This is a genomic window from Streptomyces sp. YJ-C3, from assembly GCF_053891275.1.
This window is the reverse complement of the sequence record NZ_CM132685.1, coordinates 8,004,855-8,030,898: the sequence shown is the minus strand read 5'-3', so window position 1 is coordinate 8,030,898 and position 26,044 is coordinate 8,004,855. Positions and strand designations below refer to the sequence as shown.

Here is a 26,044-nt window from a genome sequence, read left to right as displayed (position 1 = left end):
GGCCCAGGACGGGTGACCGGGAACGGCGTCACCGGTTGTTAACGAGTAGGCCTCTCGAAGGCCCACCGCCGGTCCATCGTCGTTCGCCGGAAGGAATGTGCGCAGCGCATGACACCCCGCCTCACCGTCGTCGTCCCCATCTACAACGTCGAGGACTACCTCGGCGCCTGCCTGGAGTCGCTGTCGGCGCAGACCATGCCGGACCTCGAGGTCGTGATGGTCGACGACGGCTCCACCGACGGCAGCGGCGGGATCGCGCGCGCATTCGCCGCCGGGGACTCCCGGTTCCGGCTCGTCGAGCAGGCCAACGCCGGCCTCGGTGCCGCCCGCAACGCCGGTGCCCGGCACGCCACCGGCACCCACCTCGCCTTCGTGGACAGCGACGACGTGATCCCCGAGGGCGCCTACGAGCTGATGCTCGCCACCATCGAGGAGTCGGGCTCCGACTTCGTCACCGGCAATGTCTTCCGGCTGCGCGCCGACGGCTCCACGGACCAGTCGCCCATGTTCCGCAAGGCGATGGCCACCACCCGCACCGCCAGTCACATCACCCGCGACTGGGACCTGATCGCCGACCGGATCGCCTGCAACAAGGTGTTCCGGCGCGACTTCTGGGACGCGCACTCCTTCGCCTTCCCGGAAGGCGTGCTCTTCGAGGACATCCCCGTCGTGCTGCCCGCCCACTTCCAAGCCCGCTCCGTCGACGTCCTGCACGACACCGTCTACCTCTGGCGCGACCGCGACGGCTCGATCTCCAACCGGCGCGCCATCCCGCGCGCCGTGCACGACCGGACCGCCTCCGTCGCCCACGTCAGCGACTTCCTCGCCGGGCGGGCCGAGTGGCAGGAGGCCAAGCGGCGCTACGACTCCTCGGTGCTCGCCGGTGACCTGTGGATGTTCATGGAGGCGCTGCCCGACGGCGACGCCGAGTACCACGAGGCGTTCCTCGACCACGCCAACTCCTTCGCCGACAGCGTCGACCCGGCCGTCCTCGACGCGCTGCCGCTCGGCCTGCGGGTGCGCTGGCGGCTGATCCGCGAGCGCCGCACGACGGAGCTGCTCGCCTTCATGGCGTACGAGAAGGCGAACCCGGGCGCCTTCCGGGCCCGGCGCGGGCTGCGCGGGCGCCGCGCAGACTTCCCCGCCGTGACCGGACGGCTGCCCCGCAGGATCGTCGGCCTCGCCAAGGCCGACCTGCCGCTGGACGCCCGGGTCACGCACGCGGCCTGGGGCGACGACGGCAAGCTGCGGCTCAAGGGCTACGCGTACGTGCGCAACCTGCCCGCGGGCCGGTTCCGCGCCCGCGCCCGCGTCGCCTGGCTGCGCGCGGGCCGGCGCCGGGCCGTGCCGCTGCGGCTGCGCACCGTCCGCTCGCGCGAGGCCACGCTCGCCTCCAAGCAGGGCCTGCACAGCTACGACCGGGCCGGGTTCGAGACCGTCGTCGACCCGGCGAAGCTGGTCACCGGACAGACCGGCACCACCTGGAACCTGGAGCTCGGCGCCTTCGCGGGCGGCCTGCTGCCGCGCACCGGGCCGGTCCGGATGAGCGGCCCCTGTCCGCTGCCCGTACGCCACCTCGACGACTTCCTGCGGATCGCGCCCACCCTGCGGGGCGGCCGGCTGCGGCTGCGGGTGGAGAGGCTGCAGGCACGGCTCGTCGAGCACACCGGCGACGGCGAACACATCACGATCAAGGGCGAGTTGAGCGCCGGGGCGCCCGGCGGCCTGGTCGCCCTGCGGGTCGAGAACTGGCGCAGCAAGGAGGCCCACGACCTGCCCGTCGCCGTCGACGGCCGCACCTTCACCGCCCGAATCCCGCTGGCCCTGTTCGGCGCGTCGGAAGGGCCCGCGGACCCGTGGGGCGCCGGTCTGGTCCGCGAGGGCGGCGGCTGGTCCTCGCTCGCCGTGCGCCCCGACATCGCGCCCGGCCGCTACGGCCTGCCCGGCGGCCGGGAGCTGATGATCCTCGCCAACCCGTCCGGCAACACCGAACTGCGCGACCAGACCGTGCGGCCCGTCGTCGACACCGTCCGCTGGGAGGAGTCCGGGCGGCTGCTCCTCGCGGGCAGCTATCCGGACGCCGGCCGGCGCGAACTGGTCCTCGCCCACAGCGGCCACGCCGAGGAGACCGTCGTCCCGGTGACGCTCGCCGACGGCCGCTTCGAGGCCACGCTGACGGCCCACGCCCTCCCCGGGCCGGCCGGCACCCTGCCGCTCGCCGAGGGCAACTGGTACCTGTTCCTGCGCCCGGCGGGCGACAGCGACCCCGACCACCGCGTCCCCGTCCTCGTCGCGCCCGTCCGCCACCCGGACCTGCCGCTCACCCGGGCCCTGGGCGGCCGGGACTTCACCGTGCAGCGCCGCCACCACGACCAGCTGCTGCTCACCTCGGGCTCGTCACTGCCCGAGCGGGACCGCGGGCGCGGTGCGCAGCAGGCGCTGCGCACCGCCTACGCCACGCAGCGCACCCTGCCGCGCCGCGACGCCGTCTTCTACGTCAGCTTCGACGGGCGCCAGCACTCCGACTCGCCGCGCGCCGTCTTCGACGAACTCGCCTCCCGGGGCGTCGAGCTGGAGCACCTGTGGGCCGTCCGCGACCAGCAGGTGGAACTGCCGCCCGGCGCCACGCCCGTCGCCCTGTGGAGCGCCGCCTGGTACGAGGCGCTGGCCCGCTGCCGGTACATCGTCACCAACACCCACCTGCCCGAGTGGTTCGAGCGCGCCGAGGGCCAGTACGTCGTCCAGACCTGGCACGGCACGCCCCTCAAGCGGATCGGCCGGGACCTGCTGGGCAGCGCCTCCGCCGACGCGAAGTACATCGCCACGCTGCCCGCCCGCGCCGACCAGTGGTCGCTGCTCGTCTCCCCGAACAGCTTCTCCACGCCCGTCCTGCGCGGAGCCTTCGGCTACACCGGCGACGTCCTCGCCTCCGGCTACCCGCGCAACGACGTGCTGCACGCCGCCGACCGCGACAAGCTCGCCGCGTCCGTGCGCGAGCGCCTCGGCATCCCCGACGGCAAGCGCGTCATCCTCTACGCCCCGACCTGGCGCGAGAACCAGCCCCGCAAGGCGGGCCGCTACGGCCTCGACCTCCAGCTGGACCTGGCGGCGGCGCAGGCCGCGCTCGGCGACGACCACGTCCTCCTGGTGCGCCGCCACTACCTGGTCGGCGGCGCCGTGCCCGTGTCCGACTTCGTCCGCGACGTGTCCCGCCACCCGGACGCGGCCGAACTCCTGCTGATCGCCGACGTGCTGGTGACGGACTACTCCTCGATGATGTTCGACTTCGCGCAGACCGGCCGGCCGATGCTGTTCCACACCTACGACCTCGACCACTACCGGGACTCCCTGCGCGGCTTCTACTTCGACTTCGCCGCGCAGGCGCCGGGGCCGCTGCTGCGCACCAGCGACGAGGTGATCGCCGCGCTCCTCGACCCGGACGCCGCGGTCGCCGGGCACCGCGACGGGTACGCGCGGTTCCGGGAGGCGTTCTGCGATCTCGACGACGGCAGCGCCGCCGCGCAGGTCGCCGACGCGATGCTCGCCCACGGTGTGGACGGGGGCCGCCGATGAGCGCCGCCGAACTCTTCGACGTCAGCGTCCTCGTCGACTGCCCGGCGGGCACCGACCCGGCGCGGCTGCGGGCCACCGTCCGCTCCGCCCTGGACCAGACCCTCGCCGGCACGGAGGCCGCGCTCACCGGCGCCGGCGCCGGCGAGGCGGGCGCCGCCCTCGCCGCCGACCACCCGCACCGGGTCCGCGTCGGCGCCCCCCGCGGCACGTACGTCCTGCCACTGGCCCCCGGCGAAATCCTGGAGCGCAACGCCTGCCGCAACCTCTTCGCGGCTGCCCGCCGCACCGGCGCCGACCTGGTCGCGGGCCGCTGGACCCGGCTCACCGGCAACGGCGGCAAGCAGCGCGCCCCCGAGTGGTCCGCCGGCCTGTACGCCAGGTCACGGGTCCTGGAGACGGTGGCCCAGGCGCCGGAGCTCGTGACCCGGGACGCGCTGACGGCCGGGTACTGCGTGCGCCGTCCGCTGTTCGGCGACGGCGCGACCGGGCTCGCGCTCGCCGTCGCCGCCCGCCGGATCGCCCTCGTCCCGAACCTGATCACCACCCACCGCGCCGCCCCCGACCCGCTGCGCGACTTCCAGGCCGCCGTCGCCGCGCACCGGCACGCCCTCACCCTGATCGCCGACCCGGAGCTGCGCGACCGCCGCGCGCACGCCTTCGTCGCCGACCACGTCCTGCCGTGCGCCCGCGCCTTCCTCGGCCCCGACCGGACCCGCAGGGCCCAACACGCGGCCCAGATCGCACAGTTGCTGGACGGACTGGTCGACGCCGAGGTGCTCGCCGGGCTCCCGCCCCTGGAACGCGTCGCCGTCCGGCTGCTCGCCGACGGGGACGCGGACGGCGTGCACACCGCCGCGTACGCCCTGCAGCGGCCCGGCACCGTCGTGACCCCGCTGGCCCGCACCGAAGGGCGCGTCCACTGGAGCGCGCGCCACACCGACGCCGCCTACGACGTCACCGAACTCGGCCACCAGCACCGGGCGCACCGCGACCTCACCCTCCTCAACCGCGTCACCCGGTGCGCACGCGAGAACGGGACGCTCGTCATCGAGGGCGAGGTCGTCGTGCCGCTCGGCCTGTTCGACGGCGCCCGCGCCGGCGTCCTCACCGCGACCCTCGACTTCAAGGTGCGCGACGCCGGCGAGCGGACCGTGACCGTGCCCGTCGACGACGTCCGGCTGCGGGGCGAGCACGGCGACACCGTCAGCTGGCGCGCCGCCGTCCCCCTCACCCGGGCGCTGCGCCCGCGCGGCATCGGCGACCGTGTGTGGGACCCCCGGCTGCGCCTCGGCATCGACGGTGAACTCCTGCCCCCGCTCGACCTGTTCGCCGAGAAGGACGCCGTCCCCGCCAAGGCGACGGCCCTGCCGGCCAGGCCCCGGCTGTCCCGGCTGACGGCCGACACCTGGCAGCCGTACGTCACCGCGAAGCACCACCTCGCCGTGTGCCTGCTGCCGCGCAGGCGCCCCGCCCGCAAGGCCAACGCGCTCGCCCGCTACGCCACGAACTTCCGCCCGGCCCGCAAGGTCAAGCAGCTCTGGAAGAAGCTCCGCAAGAAGTACGAGGCCCTGCACACGCAGCGCGTCAAGATCCGCGTCTACCGCCGGGTCCTGTGTCGGCTGCCCGTCAGCCGTGGCACCGTCGTCTTCGAGAGCCACATGGGCAAGTGCTACGGCGACAGCCCCCGCGCCGTCCACGAGGAACTGATCGCACGGCGGCGCGGCGCGCGTGTCGTGTGGTCGTACGCGAAGGACCCGACCGGTTTCCCCAAGGACGCCACACTGGTCCGGCGCTGGTCGTGGCGGTACCTGTGGGCGCTGGCCCGCGCCGAGTGGTGGGTCGACAACCAGGGCTTCCCGCACGCCCTCGACAAGCCGAAGCACACCACGTACCTGCAGACCTGGCACGGTTCCGCGTACAAGCGGATGGGCTTCGACGAGATCCGGCACAAGACGCAGAACGCCCCGCAGCGCGAGCAACTCGCCCGCGCGGTCGGCCGGTTCGACCACTTCCTGGTGCGCTCCGAGCGCGACGTGAAGACCCTCGCCCGCGCCTACCGCCTCCCCGAGGAGCGGCTGATGCGCGTCGGCTACCCGCGCAACGACCGCCTCGTGGAGACCAGGAAGCGCGACGAGCGCCAGGGCCGCTTCCCGCGCCCGGCCCTGGCCGCCGGACTCGGCATCCCCGACCACCGGACCGTCGTCCTGTACGCGCCCACGTTCCGCGGCACCCCCAAGAACCGCAAGGTCCGGCTCCCGCTCGACGTGCGCGCGTTCGCCGAGCAGTTCGGCGACACGCACGTCCTGCTCGTGCGCGCCCACTACATGGAGGCCGCGACCCTGCCGGTCACCCCGCCCGGCACCGTCCTCGACGTGTCCGCCCACCACGACGTCAGCGAACTGCTCTGCCTCGCCGACGTGCTGATCACCGACTACTCGTCGATCATGTTCGACTACGCGCTCCTCGACCGTCCGATCGTGCACTTCGCGCCCGACCTCGACACGTACGCCGCCGAGCGCGGCAGCTACTTCGACCTGCGCGCCCGTGCCGGCGGTCCGGTCGTCGCGACGCAGGACGAGCTGCACCGCACCCTCGCCGGGATCAAGGAGTCGGACGGCGACTGGCGGGAGGCGCGGCGCGCGTTCGCCGCCGAGTTCGGGACGTACGACGACGGAGGCGCCGCCCGCGCCGTCGTCGACGCGCTCTTCACGCGAAAGGCAGGCTCATGACCGCGGCCCGCGACCTCTTCCTCGTCGCCAACACCACCGACGAGCTCGGCGGCGTCACCGCCTGGACCCACCAGATGGCCCGCCTGTTCACGGGCGCAGGACACCGCGTGCACGTCATCGGCGTCCACGAGTCCGACCTGAAGATGGCGGTGCCCGAGGCCCCCGGCTACCCGGTGACCAGCCTCTACGAGCAGCACCCGCCGACCCCGCGCCCGCTGCGCGGCGCCCGCCGCCTCAGCGTGCCCGCCCGCCGCCGCGAGAGCCGCCGGATCGCCGCGAAGAAGCGGGCCGTCGCCACGCTCGACGGGATCCTGCGCGAGGCGCGACCCGGCTCCGTCGTGGTCGTCACCCAGGTGTGGCCGATGGAGTGGCTGCGCGAGATCGACACCTCGCACCTGACGCTGATCGGCATGAGCCACGAGTCGTTCGCGTACTCCCGCGCCTGCCACCGCTACCACTGGGTGAAGCGGCACTACCCGCACGTCGACCGCTGGCTCGCGCTCACCCAGGAGGACGCCGACATCTGGACGGCCGAGGGCCTGGACAACGTCGACTTCATGCCCAACGCCCTCGCCCACCTGCCCGCCGTCCCCTCGCCGCGCGCCGAGAACGTCGTCTGCTCCATCGGCCGCCTCGCCGACCAGAAGGGCGTCGACATGCTGCTCGACACCTGGGCGAAGGTCGCGCCGTTCCGTGCCGACTGGCAGCTGCACGTGTACGGGGCGGGCGCGGACGAGCCCCAACTGCGGCGCCAGTGCACCGAGCTGGGGCTCGACGGGTCGGTGAAGTGGCTCGGGCGCACCGACGACGTGCCGGCCGCCCTCGCCGCCTCCTCCGTGTTCGTGCAGTCCTCCCGCGGCGAGGGCTTCCCGCTGGCCCTCATGGAGGCCATGGCCAGCGCCGTGCCGTGCGCCGCGTTCGACTGCGCGCCCGGTGTCCGCGAGATCGTCCGCGACGGCGAGGACGGGCTCCTCGCGCCGCTCGGTGACGTCGACGCCCTCGCCGACCGGCTGCTGCGCCTCACCGGCAACCCGCGGATGCGGGACGCCATGGGGGAGCGGGCACGGATCAACGTCCAGCGGTTCTCCGAGGAGCGGGTCCTGGAGCTGTGGGAGGACCTGTTCGGCCTGCTGGAGCGGTAGCTACCGGCCGAGCAGCGACCGCAGCAGCCCCTTCGACGAGACCTTCGGCGCCGGGGCCGCCGCGGTCGCGGCCCCGCCCTCGGCCTCGTACCGGGACCTCGGCTGGGCCGGGATCCGCGCCTTGCGGCCGTCGATCCGGATCATCGACTGCCCGGCGACCTCCTCGGCCCCGTGCCAGAAGTCGTCCCGGCCGGCCAGCATCGTGCCCAGCTCGCCGCGGACCGGCTCGGTCGCGCCCCAGGTCCCGTAGAACTTGGTCGCCGTGATGCACAGCGGCTTCAGGCCGGTCGTGGCGACCGCGCCCCAGGTGGCCGCGGCCACGCCCGGGCAGTGCTCGGCCCGGAAGTCGTCGAGCACCACGATGCCGTCCTCGCCGAGGAGCGCGCGGGCCGCCTCGATGTCGCCCCGCACGTGCTCGTACAGATGCGAGCCGTCGACGTGCACGAAGCGGCAGCTGTCCGCGTCCACCAGGGACGTGATCACGTGCGAGGGCCCCTGGACGACCCGCGGCAACTCGTCATGGAAAGCCTGGTAGTTGGCCTCAAACGCGGCCCGTGTCAGGGTGCTGTACGACTTGTTCATCTCCTTGTCGTTCGCGGTGTCGGACGCGGGCGAGTCGAAGAGGTCGCAGACGGTGAACGTCTGGCCCGCCTCCAGGTACTGGCCCATGAAGACGGCGCTCTTGCCCATGTAGGCGCCGATCTCGAGCAGATCGCCCTTCTGGCCGCGCTCGCGCTGCCGGGTCAGGAACCAGTCGAAGAGCACCTGGTCGATGTTGTGGAACCAGCCTTTCACCTCGGCGAGGGCGGCCGGGCGCGGCAGAGCATGGGGCTCGTGCTGCATGTCAACTCCCGTGTCGGTGTGGAGATCCGGGGGTGCGGATCCGGATGCGGGGTCTCAGGTGGGGTCAGAGGTGGGGAACAGCCGTGCCGGACGGTTCGGCGGTCTGGTGCGGTACGCCGCGCGCGGCCGACGGCGTGGCCACCGTCTCGCCGAGCACCAGGTGCCGCACGACGCGCTCGCCCGCGCGCCCGTCGTCGTACGCGCAGAACCGCTCGCGGAACGCGGCCCGCAGCTGCGCGGAGCGCGAGCCGCGCCAGTGCCCGGTGGCGAAGATGTCGATCAGTTCGTCCTCGGAGCGGGCCACCGCGCCCGGCGGGAAGGACCGCAGGTCGAAGTAGGTGCCGCGGGCCGCCTCGTATGCCTCCCAGTCGTCGGCGTGGATCACCAGGGGCCGGTCCAGGCACGCGTAGTCGAACATCAGGGACGAGTAGTCCGTGACCAGCGCGTCCGAGGCCAGGCAGAGGGACTCGACGCTCGGGTGGTCCGACACGTCGATGAGGCGGTCCCGCGCCGCGCTGGTCAGCGGGGCGTCGTACGCGTGATGGGCACGGGTGAGGATCACGAAGCGCGGGCCCAGGGTGCGCAGCATCCGGTCCAGGTCCAGCGTGAGGCGCTGGGCGACCCGGTAGTCCCGGTGCGTGGGGGCGTAGAGGATCGCGACGGCGTCGCGCGGGATGCCGAGCGACTCCCGGATGCGCGCGACCTCCTCCGAAGTGGCTTTCCGGAAGCGGTCGTTGCGCGGATAGCCGTACTCGAGGGTCGTGTACGCGGCCGGGAAGACGCGCTCCCAGACCAGGGTGGAGTGGCGGTTGGAGGACAGGACGTAGTCCCACTTGTCGGCGTTGCGCAGCAGCTGCCCGAAGTCCGTGTCGCGGGCGGCCGCGGGATGGTCCTGGAGGTCCAGGCCCATCTTCTTCAGCGGGGTGCCGTGCTGGGTCTGGATCAGGACCTGGTCGGGGCGCTTGACCAGGCGGCGGTCGAAGTTGACGTTGTTGACGAGGTACTTGGAGCGGGCGAGCGCCGTCCAGTACGCGGCCGTACCCGGCGTCAGCCGCCGGGTGCCCGCCGGGATCGTGTGCTGGTGCTCGGGAAGGGCGATCCAGGAGGTGCGCACCCGCGGGGCGTGCTCACGGAACGCCTCCTCCAGGGCGCCCGGGTTGCAGCCGTGGCCGCGGCCCCAGTAGCTGGTGAACACCGCCTCGTGCGGCCGTACCGGGAGCCGCAGCTGGACCCGGTAGTGGAGCTGCAGGACGGCCGCCCGCAGGGTGCGGCGGGCCGTCGCCGCGTACCGGCCCGCGCGCCGCGCGACGCGCAGGGCCAGCCACAGGGCCCGGTACGTGCGGTGCGAGCCGAGACGGACCAGGGCGTGCCGCAGCCGGGTCCGGCGCGGGACCCGGACCCCCTGGACGCGGTACCGGGCGTAGTGCGCGCGGGATCTGCGCAGGAACTCGGCCCGGCTGCGGCGCGGCAGCCGGCCCCGCTTGGTGAAGATCGTGGACAGGTGGTCGACCATGCGGCGGAAGAGGACCGGCCGCCACTCGGCGTCCAGATCGGGGTGCTGGTCGAGGAACTCGAAGACGCGCTCGTACTGGTCGAAGATGTCGAAGTGCTTGCGGGACGTCGTGCCCAGGATGTTGCCCTGGCGGCGCTGGCGGTAGTGGACGCAGACCCGGTCCAGGGTCGCGATGGTCTCGGAGGCCATCAGAACTGGGTAGGTCCACGGAGTGTCCTCGTAGTAACCAGGGGGGAACGAGAAGCCCTCCCGCTCGATGAACTCCCGGCTGTACGCCTTGTTCCACACCACCATCAGGATCCTCAGCAGGCCCGGACGGTCCGTGAGACGGAACGGTGCGGGGCCCTCCTGGGTGAGCAGATGCGCGTACTGGTTGCGGACCTCGCGGCCGTCCCAGAACGTGCGCGCGTAGTCGTAGTGCAGGACGTCGGGGAAGCCGGTCTCCTTGACGCGGTCCGCGATCGCCCGGAGCGCGCCCGGGGTGAGGGTGTCGTCGCTGTCGAGGAACAGGACGTAGTCGCCGGTGGCGTGCCGCAGGCCCGCGTTGCGGGCGCGGCCGAGGCCGACGTTCTCGTCGAGGTGGACCGCCGTGACGCGGGCGTCCCGCGCCGCGAACTCGTCGATGATCGCCCCGCAGGCGTCCGGCGAGCAGTCGTCCACCGCGATCACTTCGAGGTCGGTGAAGGACTGGTCCAGGACCGAGGAGAGGCACTCGTGCAGGTATGCCTGCACCTTGTACACGGGGACGATGACACTGAACCGGGGCAAGGTCGCACATCCATGGGTCGGCGCGGGCATACTGCCCGGGAACGCCCGACGGAGTGACCGGGTTACGCCGGATGTGCCATCCGGGGGACAACGTCGCAGGCGAGAGGGGCGGGCCGTGTTCTCCTGGCCCGCCCCCCGATGCCGCGACGGTGGAACTACTTCACGGCGCCCGCCATCACGCCGGACACGAACTGCTTCTGGAACGCGAAGAACACGGCCAGCGGGATCACCATCGAGATGAACGCGCCGGGGCCGAGCACGTCGATGTTGTTGCCGAACTGCCGGACCTGGGTCTGCAGGGCGACCGTGATCGGCTGGCTGCCGGTGTCCGTGAAGATCAGCGCGACCAGCATGTCGTTCCACACCCACAGGAACTGGAAGATGCCGAGCGAGGCGATCGCCGGACCGCCCAGCGGCATCACGACCCGGACGAACAGGCGCAGTTCACCGGCGCCGTCCAGGCGTGCCGCCTCCAGGAGTTCGCGGGGGATCTCCGCGAAGAAGTTCCGCAGCAGGAACACCGCGAACGGCAGCCCGAACCCGACGTGGAAGAGGATCACGCCGAGCAGCGAGCCGAAGATCCCGATGCTGCCGAAGAGCTTGGCGATCGGCACCAGGGCGAGCTGCACCGGCACCACCAGGAGCCCCACCACGATCAGGAAGCACCAGTCGCGGCCCGGGAACTCCATCCAGGCGAACGCGTACCCGGCCAGTGAGCCGATGACGATGACCAGCAGGGTCGCCGGCACCGTGATCAGGATCGTGTTGACCAGCGACTTGGTGATGTCGGAGTTCTCCAGCAGGCTGCGGTAGCTGTCGAAGGTGAGCTGCGAGGGTTCGCTGAACACCTTCCACCAGCCGCTCGCCGCCATGTCCGCCGGGCTGCGCAGCGAGGACAGCAGCAGCCCCACCGTCGGCACCAGCCACATGGCGCCCACCAGCACCAGGACGAACTGCACGACGCCGCCGCCGACCCTCTCGGTGACGCGGCTCGCGAACGAGCGCCGTGCCTTCACTGACTCGTCGACGGTGGTCATCGCCGTGCCTCCCGCCGAAGTCGCCTCATGTTGAACCACATCACCGGGATCACGAGCAGCAGCAGAAGGACCGCGATCGCGCTGGCCAGGCCTACGTCGTCGTCGTTGAACGCCGACCGGTACAGCTGCAGCGCCAGCACGTTGGCGTCGTCCTGCGAGGCACCTGGCGCGATGATGAAGATCAGGTCGAAGATCTTCAGGACGTTGATCATCAGGGTCACCAGGACGACGGCGAGCACCGGCGCGAGCAGCGGCACCGTGACCCGCCGGAACACCTGCCACTCGGACGCCCCGTCCACCCGGGCCGCCTCCAGCAACTCCCGCGGGATGCTGGCGAGTCCGGCCCCGATCAGCACCATCGCGAAGCCGGCCCACATCCACACGTACGAGACCATGATCGAGGTCGTCACGATGTTGAGGTAGAAGTCGAAGCCGCCCAGGTGGATCGTGAAGAACTTCTTGTCGCCGAGCCAGTCGACGCCGTTGTACGCCTCCTTGAAGTTCGAGGCGGGCAGCCGGAGTTTCGCGCCGTCGGCCTTGGCGGGCAGGGCGAACGTGCCGTCGGCCGCGGCCGTGGTGGACGCCACCACCTGGCCGCCCTTGACGGCCTCGATCCGCATGCCCGGGTAGCCGAGCTCGGTGGAGTCGAGACCGTTCACACCGCCCGCGCCCTTGCCGAGCGTGAAGTCCTGCCAGACGGTGCCGGTGACCTCGGCCGGCGCGTTGCGCGGCTCCTTCGCCGGCTTCGCGTCCTTCGGCATCTGATCGGCGGCGACACCGACGAGCGCGAGCTTCACCGGCTGCCCGGCCCGCACCGGCTCCTTGGTGAGGTAGGGGCCGCCGCTCTGCCCGGCGAGCGTCCCGTTCGGCCGAGGATGCGCCTTCGGGAACGCGGACGACTCGGCGAACGTGTCGTGGATGCCGACCCAGACCGCGTTCACCGCGCCCTTCTCCGGGTCCTGGTCGTACACCAGCCGGAAGATGATGCCCGCGGCCAGCATCGAGATCGCCATCGGCATGAAGACGACGACCTTGAACGCGGTGCCCCAGCGGATGCGCTCCGTCAGCACGGCGAAGATCAGGCCGAGTGCCGTGGCGACCGTCGGGGCGAGCACCACCCAGAAGATGTTGTTGTTGATCGCGGCCTTGGTGTCGGCGCGCGTGAACAGCGTCTCGTAGTTGTCGAACCCGATGAACGAGTCGCCCGACGCGTCGAAGAAGCTGCGCACGATCGAGAACCCGATGGGGTACACGACCAGCGCGCCGAGCAGCACGAGCGCGGGCAGCAGGAACAGCACCGCGACCGTCCGGCGGGTGCCGGTCACGCTCTTGAAGCGGCCTGGAGGCGTGGCGGAAGCCCGGCCGGAAGCCGTGTCGGTGGTCTGCACGGAGGTCTTCGCGGAGTTCTTCACGGCGGTCTTCTCGGGGGTCTTGTCGGGGGCGGGCCCGGAGGGCGTCGCCGCCAAGTCGGCCGAGGTGTCCGGTGACTTGGCGGCGTTGTCCGGGCCGCCGCCGTCGGCGGCCGGTGTCATCGCCCCGTCAGTCCTTGTACGCCTTGGCCGCCTCGGCCTCCAGCGTCCGCTGGGTGCCCGCGACGTCCTTCGGGTTCACCAGGAAGTCCTGCAGCGCCTTCCACTCGCCCTTGCCGGGGGTGCCGCCGAACGCCTGCGGGGTCTGGTCCGACATGTCGAAGCGGAAGTCGTCGCCCGCGTCGATGACGGCCTTGGCGATCGTGCGCTGCACCTCGTTCGGGTACGCCGACAGGTCCACGTTCTTGTTGGGGGAGAGGTAGCCGCCCAGCTTGGCCTGGATGGTCGCCGCCTCCGGCGAGGCCAGCCACGTCACCAGGGCCTGCGAGGCCTTGGAGTCCTTCAGGATCACCGCCGCGTCACCGCCGCTGACCACCGGCGCCTGGTCGCCGACCGCCGGGAACGGGAACACCTTCGCGTCCGTCCCGATCTTCGCCTTGGTCTGCTGGATGTTGACCTGCGCGAAGTCGCCCTCGTAGACCATCCCGGCCTTGGGCTGGTCGCCGCCGGTGAAGGTCTGCTCGACCGACTTCGTGAACTCGGTCTGCACCGCTTCCTTGTTGCCGCCCGCGATGAAGTCGCTCTTGCCCCACAGCTGCGCGAGCGTGGTCAGCGCCTTCTTGACCGTCGGGTCCGTCCACTTGATCTCGTGCTTGGCCAGCTGGTCGTACTTCTCCGGGCCCGCCTGGGAGAGGTAGATGTTCTCGAACCAGTCGGTCAGCGGCCAGCCGTCGGCGCCGCCGATCGACACGGGCGTCACACCGGAGTCGTAGACGGCCTGCGCGGTCGACAGGAACTCCTTCCAGGTCTTCGGCTCCTGGGCCGCCGCGTTCTCGAAGACCTTGGCGTTGTACCAGACCAGCGACTTGTTGGCGGCCTTGTAGTAGGCCGCGTACTGCGTCCCGTCGACCGTCCCCAGGTCCTGCCAGCCCTTGCTGTAGTTCTTGGCGAGCTGGGCCTGGGCGTCCTTGCCGAGCGGCTTGGCCCATTTCTTGTCGACGGCCTGCTTGATAGCGCCGGGCTGCGGCAGCATCGCGACGTCCGGCGGGGCGCCGCCCGCCACCTTCGACCCCAGGAAGTTGATGATCGGGTCCTGCGCCGGTACGAACGTGACCTTCGCGCCCGTCCGCTTCTCGAACTCGCTGAGCACCTGCTTGAAGTTCTTCTGCTCGTCACCGGTCCACACCGCGGCGATCTCCAGCGACTCACCGTCCAGCTTGGGGAGTTGAAGCCCGGAGGACGGCGACGTGCCGCCGCTGTCCCCGCTCGGCTCGTCGTCCTTGCTGTCGCCCCCGCAGGAGGTGAGCGCGAGGGCCAGTGACCCCGCGGTCACCGCCACGACGGCCCGGCGGAATATGGGTGTCCGAAGAGTGCTGCGCATCACTGCCCCGTTCTCGTCCTGAACGCTGAACGTACGTACCGAGCGCTGTCCCGTGCGCACTGGTCTACGCCCGACCAGGGAGAACCGGCAAGAGTGCCCGTGGTGTCAAGGCGGTGATCGTGACGGGGTCGTGATACGTCAACGTCTATATGCAGCACGGGAGTTGAGCCAGGGGCCCGATGATGTGACGGTGCCGGGCCCGATCCATGATCGATGCCCGCTCAAGCCGTCCTCAGGCCCGTTCGTCCTCAGGCCCGTCACAACAGCGACGGCACCTCCCGGGCGGCCACGGACCGGGCGGCCCGCTCCAGCGCACTGGCCAGCAGGGCCAGATCCGTGGGCCCGTTCCCCAGCTCCCTTACGGGGCGCCGGTCCGGCGGATCCCCCATGCGCGCCCAGTCCAGCGCGACGACCGTCGGCCGCAGCGTGGCCGTCCGCGGGATCCGCCCGGTCACCCGGCCCGCCTGAAGCCCCACGTCCCGCCCGTCGGCCGCGTGCAACCGCCCCCGCCCCGGCGCGGGATCCTCCACGCCGGACCCGGGCGGATCGAGTACCACCAGCGGCCGGGCCGTCCACCCCGGAGCCGCGCCGGCGGCGAACGCCGCCACGAGATGCACCCCGAGCCGGTCCCCGTCCCGCGCCACGGCCTCCAGGGCGCGCACGACGGACCCGGCGGCGGGCCGCCCCGGCGAACCGAGCGGCGGCGCGAGCAGCGCGTCCAGATCGTCGACGACGACCACGAGCCGCGGCAGCGGGGGCGCGGCCTCCGTCTTCTCCCGCGCCGCACCGGGCCGCAGTCGGATCGTGGAGCTCGGCGGCGCCTCCAGGTCACCGGTACCGCTGGAGGGCGGCGCGGTGCGCTGGGTGATCATCCGCCCCGAGACCGCGCGCTGGGTGTGCCACTCCGTGAAGTGCGTACGCCCTATGAGCTCGGCCCGCCGCTTCAGCTCCGTGGTCAGCGACTGGGCGAACTCCCGCATCCGCACCGGGTCGTTGGCCCCCAGATGCGTGGTGACGTGCGGCAGGTCGGTGCAGACCCGCAGCCCCTCGGCGCGGTCGCCGCCGGTGCCGCCGGCCTGCCCGTCGACGAGCACGATGCCGAGCCGGTCGGGCCGCTCGGCGGCGGCGAGGGACGCGGCGACCGAACGCAGCAGTTCCGTACGGCCACTGCCCGCGGGCCCCTCGACCAGCAGATGCGGTCCGTCCGCGGCCAGGTCGACGGCGACGGGACCGCGCGGCCCCGCCCCGAGCACCGCCCACACCCGGCCGCCGATCGACCCCGGATCGTCCGCGGCGGCGGCCCAACGGGCCATCAGGGACGCCGGGGTGGCCCGGGCGAGCCCCAACTCGTCCAGCAGCCGCGCGATATGAGGCAGCGGAGCGGACACGCGCGCGTGCCGGGCACCAGACCCGCCCGCGTCGGTCCGCAGCGGGGCCAGCGCCCGCGCGAAACGCTCCGCCCAGGCGAGCGAGACGGCGTCCACCGTGGCGACCGTGCCGTGCCCGACGAGCTGACCGCGGGCGGCCCGGTGCAGCCGCAGCGCCGTCGCCACGTCCCCGCTGAGCAGGGCCACGGCGCCGCACGCCCGGAACGCCGGGGACTGCGCGCAGGCCGCCTCGTACGTCTCGGTGACCGGCGAGGCGGGGGAGGTGGCGGGCGTCTCCGCCAGACACAGCACATGGATCCCGGCCGGGGCCCCCTCGGCGGCGAGCCGCACGGTGGCCTCCCGCAGCGCGGCGGACCCGGGGTCGCCGTCGATGACGACGACGGTCGAGACGGCGGCCGCCTCCGCCTCCGCCGACCCGGTGCGCGCCGGGCGAAGGCCCGCCGCATGGTCGTCGAGCCGCCGCAGCAGCTCGCCGGTGCGGGCCGCCGCCTGCTCGCGGTCGTACGCCAGCAGCAGCCGGCAGTCCTGGCCGTGCGCCGGGCGGACGTGCGGCAGCCAGCCGAGCCAGGACCACTCGGCGACGCGCTCCGGCACGGTCCTGGCCCGGTCGGTGGCGATCAGCACGATCTCCAGGCGGTCCGGCGCGTGCAGCGCCGCGAGCTGGGCGAGGGCACAGCGGGCCAGCCCCGCCAGCCGCGCCCGCGGACCGGCGAGCCCCAGCGCGCCGGCCTCGGCGAGCCCCACGGTCACCGGGACCGCGGGCAGCAGCCCGCCACCGCCGGGGCCCGTCCGGTCGACGGTGCCGAGCCGCACGGCCAGCGACTCCGGGTGCCCGGGCCCGCGCTCCCACAGCCGGGGACCGGGGCCGAGCGCGGTGAGCAGCAGGGAGGCGGCGTCGGGCCAGGTCTCGGCGGCGAGGGGCCCGGGGCCCGGCGCGGGGTCCGGCCCGTCCTCGTACGTCTCGGGGGTGTGCGGGGTGCGCAGCGCGTACGGCTCGTGGATCTCGTGCTGCTGGTCCTGCTCGTCGCGGCCGCGCCGCAGCAGCCGCCCGAGGCCCCCGCGCCGGCGCGGGGTGCGGGGCAGCGCGGTGCCGCGGGGCGGTGTGCCCGCCCGGGTCTGCTCCACGTCGGGCGCCGTGCCCTGCTCGGGGACCATGGGCTCGGCGCCCGCCGGGTGCTCACCCGCGGCGCCCCAGGCGGCGTCCCCGTACGCGTGGCGGGTCTCGTCCGGGGCGGTGGTGTCCTGGGGCTCCGCGGCCGCGCCGAAGGTCACCCGGACGTGCCCCTCGCCGTCGGGCGCCGTGGCGAGCGGCGCCGGGCGGGCCCCGTCGCCCGCGCCGGAGACCCGCAGCGCCGATTCGCCCAGGCGCAGCAGGGCGCCGGGGGAGAGGCGCACGGGGCGCTCGTCGAGAGGGCGGCCGTCCACCGTCGTCCCGTTCGTCGAACCGAGGTCCACCACCGTGACCCGGCCGTCGGCGGCCAGCGTCACCGCGCAGTGCAGCCGTGACACGTCCGGGTCGTCCAGCGGCACGTCCGCGTCGGCGGAGCGCCCCACGCGGATCTGCCCGCCGTGCAGGAGATGGACGCCGCCCGCGTCCGGACCGGCCACCACGTGCAGCTGCGCGGCCGCGCCGTCCGGCTCGGGCCCGGGGTCCGTGGGGGCGCCCAGCGAGAGCACCGCACCGTCGGTCAACGGCGGCTCCCCGAGCAGGCAGCGCTGCGCGTCGAGCCGCTCGGCACCCGCGTACAGGACGGAGGACGGGGCGTCGCCGCCCGCGACGGCCGTGGCCAGTCCGGAGGCGACGGCGGCGAGCGCGGTGCCCGCCGGCGCGGTGACCAGCACATCCACGGCGCCGCCCGCGGCGGCGTCGCGCGCGGACGCGTCGGGGCGCGTGCCCAGGGGGTCTACGACGGAAAGGCGGATCTGCATCGCCGTCTGCGGTCCCTTCTGCGCGGGCGCCCGGGACGGGGCCGGCCCGCGGTCCCCACCGCGGATTCCCCCCACCACCACGGGCACGTCAGCCAGTGCTGGGGGCATCCTCGCACCTGCCACTGACAACACGCCCGCCCCCCACCCGTAAGTGATCTTGATTGGTCGGCTCTGCCCGCAAAAGTGCCTGGTGCATGCCTCCTGGAGGCCGCTTGAGATCGGTCACGTCGCGCGGACGGCAACCAAGAACGCGGCGCTTGCGTCTTCTCGTCGAACACGGGTTTGTCGGGGGGTGTGGTCATGGAAAGTGGTCAAGAAGGGTCAAAGAAGATCGACAGCCTGTACCGGGGGCGCCGCCACTAGAGTGGGTCGGAACACCCGGGACCGGGCAGACCAAGCAAGTACCGATGCAGGGAGCGCATGACGTGCGGCCGGTAGGGAGCAAGTACCTGCTCGAGGAGCCGCTCGGACGCGGCGCCACGGGCACCGTCTGGCGGGCCCGCCAGCGCGAGACCGCGGGCGCCGAGGCGGCCGTCGCCGGGCAGCCCGGCGAGACGGTCGCGATCAAGGTCCTCAAGGAGGAGCTGGCGAACGACGCGGACGTGGTGATGCGCTTCCTGCGCGAGCGCTCCGTCCTGCTGCGCCTCACCCACCCGAACATCGTGCGTACCCGCGACCTGGTCGTGGAGGGCGAGCTGCTCGCTCTCGTCATGGACCTGATCGACGGCCCGGACCTGCACCGCTATCTGCGCGAGAACGGTCCGTTCTCGCCGGTCGCGGCCGCGCTGCTGACCGCGCAGATCGCCGACGCGCTCGCCGCCAGCCACGCGGACGGCGTCGTGCACCGCGACCTGAAGCCGGCGAACGTGCTGCTCAAGCAGGACGACGGCGGCATGCACCCGATGCTGACCGACTTCGGCATCGCGCGCCTCGCCGACTCTCCGGGCCTGACCCGCACCCACGAGTTCGTCGGCACGCCCGCGTACGTCGCCCCGGAGTCCGCCGAGGGCCGTCCGCAGACCAGCGCCGTCGACATCTACGGCGCGGGCATCCTGCTGTACGAGCTGGTCACCGGCCGGCCCCCGTTCTCCGGCGGCTCCGCCCTCGAGGTGCTCCACCAGCACCTCAGCGCCGAGCCGCGCCGCCCCTCCACGGTTCCCGACCCGCTGTGGACGGTCATCGAGCGCTGTCTGCGCAAGAACCCGGACGAGCGGCCCAGCGCCGAGAACCTCGCGCGGGGCCTGCGTACCGTCGCCGAGGGCATCGGCGTGCACGCGAACAGCGCGCAGATCGCCGCCGCCGAGGGCGTGGGCGTCCTGCTGATGCCGGACCCCGACCCGGCGCAGGTGCCGGACGTCCCCGGCGCCGCCGACCCCACCCAGGTGCTGCCGAACAACGCGGGCCAGTACGACCCGAACGCCGCCACCAGCGTCATGAACCATCAGGGCGGCCAGGCCAACCAGTACGGGGACGCGGACCCCACCTCCGTGCTGCCGAACCGGGGCGCGGCCGACCCGACCGCCGTCATGCCGCCGGTCCCGCCGCACCAGCCCGGCCAGAACCCGGCGGGCGGCAACCCCGACGACCCGCACCCCTGGCAGAACCAGCTGCGCGCGGCCCGCGACCGCAACGAGCAGACGCAGGTCCAGTACCTCGACCCGAACGAGGACCCGCTGCGCCGCCGCCCCCAGCGCCAGGTGTCGCGTCCCGAGCAGCAGCCCCGGCAGCAGCAGTACGCGCCTCAGCAGCCGCGCCGGCAGACACCGCAGCCGCAGCAGTACGCCCCGCAGCGCCAGCAGCCGCAGCAGCAGCCGCAGCAGTACGCGCCGCCGCAGCAGCCCCGGCAGGCCCCGCCCGCCCGGGAGCCCCGCGAGCCGCGCCGGCGCAGCTCCAACCCGATGAAGATCCCCGGTCTCGGCTGCCTCAAGGGCTGCCTGTTCATGATCGTGATCCTGTTCGTGGTGAGCTGGCTGGTCTGGGAGTTCACGCCGCTGCAGGACTGGATCGGCACCGGCAAGGGCTACTGGGCGCAGCTGTCCGACTGGTTCTCGACGGCGAAGGACTGGGTCGGCGACCTGGGAAGCAAAACGGGCAACTGAGCCGTCCGGCACCGCAACTGAGCGGTGACGTTGGAGATTTGTCGACATCCGACGGGTGATTTCCCCCTCTGATGCGTTGGTTGGCGTCCGGGCCGCGTAGCTTGGGCGCCAACACGCGTCTGTAGGAGCAGCCTTGGCACGGAAGATCGGCAGCCGGTACACCGCACACCAGATCCTGGGGCGCGGCAGTGCGGGCACGGTGTGGCTGGGCGAGGGACCCGACGGTCCCGTCGCCATCAAACTGCTGCGCGAGGACCTCGCCTCCGACCAGGAGCTGGTCGGCCGCTTCGTCCAGGAGCGCACCGCCCTGCTGAGCCTCGACCACGCGCGCGTGGTCGGCGTCCAGGACCTGGTGGTCGACGGGAACGACCTCGCACTGGTCATGGACCTGATCCGCGGCACCGATCTGCGCACCCGCCTGGAGCGCGAGCGGCGCCTGGCCCCCGAGGCCGCCGTCGCCATCGCCGCGGACGTCGCCGACGCCCTGGCCGCCGCGCACGCCGCCGGCATCGTGCACCGCGACGTGAAGCCCGAGAACGTCCTGCTCGACATGCAGGGCCCGCTCGGCCCCGGCGGCTCGCACCCCGCCCTCCTCACCGACTTCGGCATCGCCAAGCTGATCGACACCCCGCGCCGCACGAAGGCCACGAAGATCATCGGTACGCCGGACTACCTGGCCCCCGAGATCATCGAGGGCCTGCCGCCCCGCGCCGCCGTCGACATCTACGCCCTCGCGACGGTCCTGTACGAGCTCCTCGCGGGCTTCACCCCCTTCGGCGGCGGCCACCCGGGCGCCATCCTGCGCCGCCACGTCACGGAGACCGTGGTCCCGCTCCCCGGCATCCCCGACGAGCTCTGGCAGCTGCTGATCCAGTGCCTGGCCAAGGCCCCGGCGTCCCGTCTGCGGGCCTCGGAGCTGGCGGCCCGGCTGCGCGAACTGCAGCCCCTCCTGGCGGGCATGGCCCCGCTGGACGTGGACGAGCCCGACGCGGACCCGGCCCCCGAGGAGTCCCAGCAGACCGAGCCCGAGCCCGCCGAGCCCGCCGCGCCCCGCCGCGGCGCGGTCTCCCTGGTCCCCGGCTCCGCCCCCGCCGACTCCAACCGCGACACCCATACGTCGATGCGGGTCCCGGCACCGGACGAGCTGGCCGGCGGCGCCCGCGGCACGGCCCGCGCGCCGCGCGCCGCGGGTGCGCCCCGGCCCGGCTCGGCCCGCAACCGGCACCCCGCGCGCCGCCGCCGGATCACGCTCGGCGTGGCCGGGGTCGCCCTCGCGGCGGCGATCGGGGGCGGCATCTGGGCGGTCTCCTCCGGAGGCGACGAACCGCCCCCGTCCGACAACCAGAACTCGGCACCGGCCCAGCCGTAGGGGACACGTTCTCGGCTGCGGCGAAGCCGCAGCCTTCTTCTCTGGGATGGCGCACGAAGTGCGCATCCCAGGGGCGCGGGGAACTGCGCGACCAGCCCCCACCGGCCCGCGGACAAGAACACACCCCCGAACCCGCCCCCGGAGCACCCACGCACCGGCACCCGGCGGAGACCACTTGCACCAGCCGTTAGGCTGGTCTCGTGGCAGTCGTCGATGTTTCCGAAGAGCTGAAGTCCCTCTCCTCGACCATGGAGTCGATCGAGGCCGTCCTGGACCTCGACAAGATGAGGGCAGATATCGCCGTGCTCGAGGAGCAGGCGGCCGCGCCGTCCCTGTGGGACGACCCGGAGGCGGCGCAGAAGATCACCAGCAAGCTGAGCCACCTCCAGGCGGAGGTCCGCAAGGCCGAGGCGCTGCGCGGTCGTATCGACGACCTCTCCGTCCTCTTCGAGATGGCCGAGGAGGAGGACGACCCGGACACCCGCGCCGAGGCCGAGTCCGAGCTGACCTCGGTGAAGAAGGCCCTGGACGAGATGGAGGTCCGTACGCTCCTGAGCGGCGAGTACGACTCCCGCGAGGCCCTCGTCAACATCCGCGCGGAGGCCGGCGGCGTCGACGCCGCGGACTTCGCCGAGCAGCTGCAGCGCATGTACCTGCGCTGGGCGGAGCGGCACGGCTACAAGACCGAGGTCTACGAGACGTCGTACGCGGAAGAGGCCGGCATCAAGTCGACCACCTTCGCCGTCCAGGTCCCGTACGCCTACGGCACGCTCTCCGTCGAGCAGGGCACGCACCGCCTCGTGCGCATCTCCCCGTTCGACAACCAGGGCCGCCGCCAGACGTCCTTCGCGGGCGTCGAGGTGCTCCCCGTCGTCGAGCAGACCGACCACGTCGACATCGACGAGTCGGACCTGCGCGTGGACGTCTACCGTTCCTCGGGCCCCGGCGGCCAGGGCGTGAACACGACGGACTCCGCGGTCCGTCTGACGCACATCCCCACCGGCATCGTGGTCTCCTGCCAGAACGAGCGCTCGCAGATCCAGAACAAGGCCACGGCGATGAACGTGCTGCAGGCCAAGCTCCTGGAGCGTCAGCGCCAGGAGGAGCGGGCCAAGATGGACGCCCTCAAGGGCGACGGCGGCAGCTCCTGGGGCAACCAGATGCGTTCGTACGTGCTGCACCCGTACCAGATGGTCAAGGACCTCCGCACCGAGTTCGAGGTCGGCAACCCGCAGGCCGTGCTCGACGGCGAGATCGACGGTTTCATCGAGGCCGGAATTCGCTGGCGCAAGCAGCAGGAGAAGTAACCCGCGATTTATCGACAAGGCAACTGCCGCTCACCGAGCGGCAGTTGCCTTTTGTTTTCCGGTGGTGCTTCCGACTGTGAAGGTCTTACGGCCTTTTACGTCACAGTCACATGTCCGTACGGCGGTCAACTCCCCCTATTTCGGGTCATCGCGTGCGCAACGACCTTGACGTTGATCTGAAAACTGGGAAGGCTGGCGCGCGGCATGCGTATCAGTGGGACGCGTGTGAACGGGGGCTGGTCGTACGCGATCTCTGCTGCCCCCCGGTTGAACGCGGTCCCGGGCGCTGCTCCATTGACGATTGGCTACTGGGGGTAGCAGACAGATGACCAAGAAGACGCGGATCCGTGTAGCGCGGATAGCCGCCGGTGCGGTGATCGCCGCCGGTGCGTCGCTGACCGCCGCGGGTGCCGCTTCCGCCCTGGAGGTCGACGTTCCGGGCCTGGCGCACGTGAGCGCCGACGAGGACGGCGTGGGTGTCGGCCTGCTCGGCGGCACCGGTGACGACGGTGGCGCGACCGACGGTGGCGCGACGGACGGCGGCGCGATCGCCGGTGTCGACGGTGGCGCGACCGATGGTGGTGCCACGGACGGCGGCGCCACCGATGGCGGTGCCACGGACGGCGGCGCGACCGACGGTGGTGCCACGGATGGTGGCGCGACCGACGGTGGCGCGACGGACGGCGGCGCGATCGCCGGTGCCGACGGTGGCGCGACCGATGGTGGCGCGACCGACGGTGGTGCCACGGATGGTGGCGCGACCGACGGTGGTGCCACGGATGGTGGCGCGACCGACGGCGGTGCCACGGACGGCGGTTCGACCGACGGCGGTTCCACCGACGGCGGCAACGGCAACAGCGGCGGGAACGGCAACGGCGGCGGCAACGGTGGCTCGTCCACCGGCGGCGACCAGACCGACCCCGACGGCAACAACAACCCCGTCGAGCAGGGCCAGGGCAAGGACAGCCTGCAGGACACCGGCTCCACGCCGGCCGAGCAGACCGGTGCCCAGGGCAAGGGCGGCGAGCTGGCCGAGACCGGTGCCGACGGCACCACGGTCCTGCTGATCGGTGCCGCGACGATGATCGCGGGCGGTGTCGGCTTCCGGCTGCTGCCGCGTCTCGCCGGCAACCGCGGCGCTGCCGCGTAACGCCTGCCTGACCGACCCGGCGCACGCGGAAGGGCCCGGAGCCGAACGGCTCCGGGCCCTTCCGTATGTCTCGGCGGGTCTCGGCGGGTCTTCGGCGGGCTACACCGTCTGATGGGCCAGCAGGGCCACCGCGGCCACGAGGACGGCCACGAGCGCGACCAGCGCCATCGGGTTCAGCCCGGACAGCGGGTTCTGCTGCTGCAGCCGCTCCCGGTTCGCCCGGCACACCGGGCAGCGGCCCTCGCTCACCGGCGCCGCACAGTTCGCGCACACCAACCGGTCATAGGTCATGCGCTCTCCTCCTCCCGCGCGGCGGAGCCGACTGAACCGGCTGCCAGTTTCCCACTGGTTCTCTCCGCTCAACGCTCCGGGAAACGCAACCGTTCCCCCTACCACTGTGCCAGCTTCCGGGATTTTCGGCGCGCCTCACCCCCAGGACCGTCCCTGACCAGGCACGGCCCGGACAAAACCGGCCCTACCGTAGACCCCGCACCGGGACAAAACGCGCAACCAGGGACGGCGCCTGCGCCCCGCGCCCCGGTTCGCGTATGGTCACGCTCACCGAGGGGGCGTCTCGGAAGACGCCCCGCCCCCGACGCCCACGACGCTCCGAGGCGCACCCGTGATCCGATTCGACAACGTCTCCAAGGTCTACCCCAAGCAGACCCGGCCCGCCCTCAGGGATGTCTCCCTGGAGGTCGAGCGCGGTGAGTTCGTCTTCCTGGTCGGCTCGTCCGGCTCCGGCAAGTCGACGTTCCTGCGGCTGATCCTGCGCGAGGAGCGGTGCAGCCACGGCCAGGTGCACGTCCTGGGCAAGGACCTGGGCCGCGTCTCCAACTGGAAGGTCCCGCAGATCCGCCGCCAGCTCGGCACGGTCTTCCAGGACTTCCGCCTGCTGCCCAACAAGACCGTCGGCGAGAACGTCGCGTTCGCGCAGGAGGTCATCGGCAAGTCCCGCGGCGAGATCCGCAAGGCCGTGCCGCAGGTCCTCGACCTCGTCGGCCTGGGCGGCAAGGAGGAGCGGATGCCGGGCGAGCTGTCCGGTGGTGAGCAGCAGCGCGTGGCCATCGCCCGCGCCTTCGTGAACCGGCCGAAGCTGCTGATCGCGGACGAGCCCACGGGCAACCTCGACCCGCAGACCTCGGTCGGCATCATGAAGCTGCTCGACCGGATCAACCGCACGGGCACCACCGTGGTGATGGCCACCCACGACCAGAACATCGTGGACCAGATGCGCAAGCGCGTCATCGAGCTGGAGAAGGGCCGCCTCGTCCGCGACCAGGCGCGCGGCGTCTACGGCTACCAGCACTGAGAAGTACCGAGAGAGAAGCTGCGAAAGGCTCAGTAAGCGTTATGCGTGCCCAATTCGTTCTGTCGGAGATCGGCGTCGGTCTCCGCCGCAATCTCACGATGACCTTCGCCGTCATCATCTCGGTGGCCCTCTCGCTCGCCCTGTTCGGCGGCTCGCTGCTCATGAGCGACCAGGTCAACCAGATGAAGGGTTTCTGGTACGACAAGGTCAACGTCTCGATCTTCCTGTGCAACAAGGGAGACTCCGAGTCCGACCCGAACTGCGCCAAGGGCCCGGTCACCGCCGAGCAGAAGAAGCAGATCCAGGACGACCTCGGCAAGATGGGCGTCGTACAGAAGGTGTCGTACGAGTCCCAGGACCAGGCGTACAAGCACTACAAGGAGCAGTTCGGCGACTCCCCGCTGGCCAGCTCCCTCACGCCGGACCAGCTGCAGGAGTCGTACCGGATCAAGCTGAAGGACCCGGAGAAGTACCAGGTCATCGCGACCGCGTTCAACGGGCGGCCCGGCGTGCAGTCCGTGCAGGACCAGAAGGGCGTGCTGGACAACCTCTTCCGGCTGCTCAGCTACCTGAACTACGCGGCCGGCGCGGTGATGGCGGTGATGCTCGTGGTCGCGCTGCTGCTGATCGTGAACACCGTCCGGGTGTCCGCGTTCAGCCGCCGCCGCGAGACCGGCATCATGCGCCTGGTCGGCGCGTCCGGCTTCTACATCCAGGCGCCGTTCATCATGGAGGCCGCGGTCGCCGGACTCATCGGCGGCGGTATCGCCTGCGTCTTCCTGGCGGCCGGCCAGTACTTCGTCATCGACAACGGCGTCGCGCTCTCCGACAAGCTCCAGCTCATCAACTTCATCGGCTGGGACGCGGTGCTCACGAAGCTGCCGCTCATCCTCGCGGTGAGCGTTCTGATGCCTGCGCTGGCCGCGTTCGTCGCGTTGCGCAAGTACCTGAAGGTGTGACGAGAGTCCCCCGGAA

Annotated in this window: 16 protein-coding genes; 9 read left to right on the top strand and 7 right to left on the bottom strand. The window is 72.4% G+C overall.

Features of this window, described 5'->3' with window-relative positions; all coding sequences use genetic code 11:
• Positions 1–108: 108 nt before the first annotated feature.
• The 3 genes from ACVHNB_RS36225 to ACVHNB_RS36215 are packed head-to-tail and all read left to right on the top strand — an operon-like array spanning position 109 to position 7,444.
• Positions 109–3,573, top strand: coding sequence for a bifunctional glycosyltransferase/CDP-glycerol:glycerophosphate glycerophosphotransferase (locus ACVHNB_RS36225; RefSeq protein ID WP_456226798.1), 3,465 nt, complete (start codon positions 109–111; stop codon positions 3,571–3,573).
• The gene (locus ACVHNB_RS36220; RefSeq protein ID WP_456226797.1) at positions 3,570–6,302 is read left to right on the top strand and encodes a CDP-glycerol glycerophosphotransferase family protein; all 2,733 of its coding nucleotides are present in this window, start codon (positions 3,570–3,572) and stop codon (positions 6,300–6,302) included. The genes ACVHNB_RS36225 and ACVHNB_RS36220 overlap by 4 nt, the downstream gene beginning before the upstream one ends.
• A complete protein-coding gene (locus tag ACVHNB_RS36215) occupies positions 6,299–7,444 on the top strand; it encodes a glycosyltransferase (protein ID WP_456226796.1) in 1,146 nt (381 codons plus the stop codon). The genes ACVHNB_RS36220 and ACVHNB_RS36215 overlap by 4 nt, the downstream gene beginning before the upstream one ends.
• On the opposite strand, the gene ACVHNB_RS36210 is transcribed toward ACVHNB_RS36215, so the two are convergent.
• The 6 genes from ACVHNB_RS36210 to ACVHNB_RS36185 form a co-directional block, all read right to left on the bottom strand.
• Complete coding sequence (locus tag ACVHNB_RS36210; protein WP_428954337.1) at positions 7,445–8,287, bottom strand: class I SAM-dependent methyltransferase; 843 nt, start codon at positions 8,285–8,287, stop codon at positions 7,445–7,447.
• Positions 8,288–8,351: 64 nt separating this feature from the next.
• Positions 8,352–10,568 carry a bifunctional glycosyltransferase/CDP-glycerol:glycerophosphate glycerophosphotransferase gene (locus ACVHNB_RS36205; protein ID WP_456226795.1) on the bottom strand — a complete coding sequence of 739 codons (2,217 nt, stop codon included), beginning with the start codon at positions 10,566–10,568 and terminating at the stop codon, positions 8,352–8,354.
• Positions 10,569–10,723: 155 nt separating this feature from the next.
• The gene (locus ACVHNB_RS36200) at positions 10,724–11,605 is read right to left on the bottom strand and encodes a carbohydrate ABC transporter permease (RefSeq protein WP_428954339.1); all 882 of its coding nucleotides are present in this window, start codon (positions 11,603–11,605) and stop codon (positions 10,724–10,726) included.
• Positions 11,602–12,930 carry a carbohydrate ABC transporter permease gene (locus tag ACVHNB_RS36195; protein ID WP_428957646.1) on the bottom strand — a complete coding sequence of 443 codons (1,329 nt, stop codon included), beginning with the start codon at positions 12,928–12,930 and terminating at the stop codon, positions 11,602–11,604. The genes ACVHNB_RS36200 and ACVHNB_RS36195 overlap by 4 nt, the downstream gene beginning before the upstream one ends.
• 214 nt (positions 12,931–13,144) lie before the next feature.
• Positions 13,145–14,515 carry an ABC transporter substrate-binding protein gene (locus ACVHNB_RS36190; protein WP_428954340.1) on the bottom strand — a complete coding sequence of 457 codons (1,371 nt, stop codon included), beginning with the start codon at positions 14,513–14,515 and terminating at the stop codon, positions 13,145–13,147.
• Positions 14,516–14,772: 257 nt separating this feature from the next.
• Positions 14,773–17,832, bottom strand: a complete 3,060-nt coding sequence (locus ACVHNB_RS36185) for an FHA domain-containing protein (protein ID WP_456226794.1) — start codon at positions 17,830–17,832, stop codon at positions 14,773–14,775.
• 425 nt (positions 17,833–18,257) lie between these two features.
• Between ACVHNB_RS36185 and ACVHNB_RS36180 the strand changes: the two genes are divergently transcribed.
• The 4 genes from ACVHNB_RS36180 (at position 18,258) to ACVHNB_RS36165 (ending at position 23,757) form a co-directional block, all read left to right on the top strand.
• A complete protein-coding gene (locus tag ACVHNB_RS36180; RefSeq protein ID WP_456226793.1) occupies positions 18,258–19,931 on the top strand; it encodes a serine/threonine-protein kinase in 1,674 nt (557 codons plus the stop codon).
• Between the two features lie 133 nt (positions 19,932–20,064).
• The gene (locus ACVHNB_RS36175; protein WP_428954343.1) at positions 20,065–21,300 is read left to right on the top strand and encodes a serine/threonine-protein kinase; all 1,236 of its coding nucleotides are present in this window, start codon (positions 20,065–20,067) and stop codon (positions 21,298–21,300) included.
• 200 nt (positions 21,301–21,500) lie between these two features.
• Positions 21,501–22,607 (top strand): peptide chain release factor 2, encoded by a 1,107-nt coding sequence (gene prfB, locus ACVHNB_RS36170; protein ID WP_428954344.1) that lies wholly within the window; start codon positions 21,501–21,503, stop codon positions 22,605–22,607.
• Positions 22,608–22,932: 325 nt separating this feature from the next.
• Complete coding sequence (locus tag ACVHNB_RS36165) at positions 22,933–23,757, top strand: hypothetical protein (RefSeq protein ID WP_428954345.1); 825 nt, start codon at positions 22,933–22,935, stop codon at positions 23,755–23,757.
• 99 nt (positions 23,758–23,856) lie between these two features.
• Here the strand turns inward: ACVHNB_RS36165 and ACVHNB_RS36160 are convergent, their stop codons facing one another.
• Complete coding sequence (locus tag ACVHNB_RS36160) at positions 23,857–24,048, bottom strand: hypothetical protein (RefSeq protein ID WP_428954346.1); 192 nt, start codon at positions 24,046–24,048, stop codon at positions 23,857–23,859.
• Between the two features lie 331 nt (positions 24,049–24,379).
• Between ACVHNB_RS36160 and ftsE the strand changes: the two genes are divergently transcribed.
• Both ftsE and ftsX read left to right on the top strand, forming a co-directional pair.
• Complete coding sequence (ftsE, locus tag ACVHNB_RS36155; protein WP_365573138.1) at positions 24,380–25,069, top strand: cell division ATP-binding protein FtsE; 690 nt, start codon at positions 24,380–24,382, stop codon at positions 25,067–25,069.
• Positions 25,070–25,110: 41 nt separating this feature from the next.
• On the top strand, positions 25,111–26,028 hold the full coding sequence (ftsX, locus tag ACVHNB_RS36150) for a permease-like cell division protein FtsX (RefSeq protein WP_428954347.1): 918 nt from the start codon (positions 25,111–25,113) through the stop codon (positions 26,026–26,028).
• Positions 26,029–26,044 lie beyond the last annotated feature (16 nt).

Coding starts and splice junctions, on each gene's coding strand:
- ACVHNB_RS36200 (WP_428954339.1), bottom strand. CDS start 11,605: ATGACCACCGTCGACGAGTCAGTGAAGGCACGGCGCTCGTTCGCGAGC.
- ACVHNB_RS36210 (WP_428954337.1), bottom strand. CDS start 8,287: ATGCAGCACGAGCCCCATGCTCTGCCGCGCCCGGCCGCCCTCGCCGAG.
- ACVHNB_RS36185 (WP_456226794.1), bottom strand. CDS start 17,832: ATGCAGATCCGCCTTTCCGTCGTAGACCCCCTGGGCACGCGCCCCGAC.
- ACVHNB_RS36190 (WP_428954340.1), bottom strand. CDS start 14,515: ATGCGCAGCACTCTTCGGACACCCATATTCCGCCGGGCCGTCGTGGCG.
- ACVHNB_RS36160 (WP_428954346.1), bottom strand. CDS start 24,048: ATGACCTATGACCGGTTGGTGTGCGCGAACTGTGCGGCGCCGGTGAGC.
- ftsX (WP_428954347.1), top strand. CDS start 25,111: ATGCGTGCCCAATTCGTTCTGTCGGAGATCGGCGTCGGTCTCCGCCGC.
- ACVHNB_RS36225 (WP_456226798.1), top strand. CDS start 109: ATGACACCCCGCCTCACCGTCGTCGTCCCCATCTACAACGTCGAGGAC.
- ACVHNB_RS36215 (WP_456226796.1), top strand. CDS start 6,299: ATGACCGCGGCCCGCGACCTCTTCCTCGTCGCCAACACCACCGACGAG.
- ACVHNB_RS36165 (WP_428954345.1), top strand. CDS start 22,933: ATGACCAAGAAGACGCGGATCCGTGTAGCGCGGATAGCCGCCGGTGCG.
- ACVHNB_RS36220 (WP_456226797.1), top strand. CDS start 3,570: ATGAGCGCCGCCGAACTCTTCGACGTCAGCGTCCTCGTCGACTGCCCG.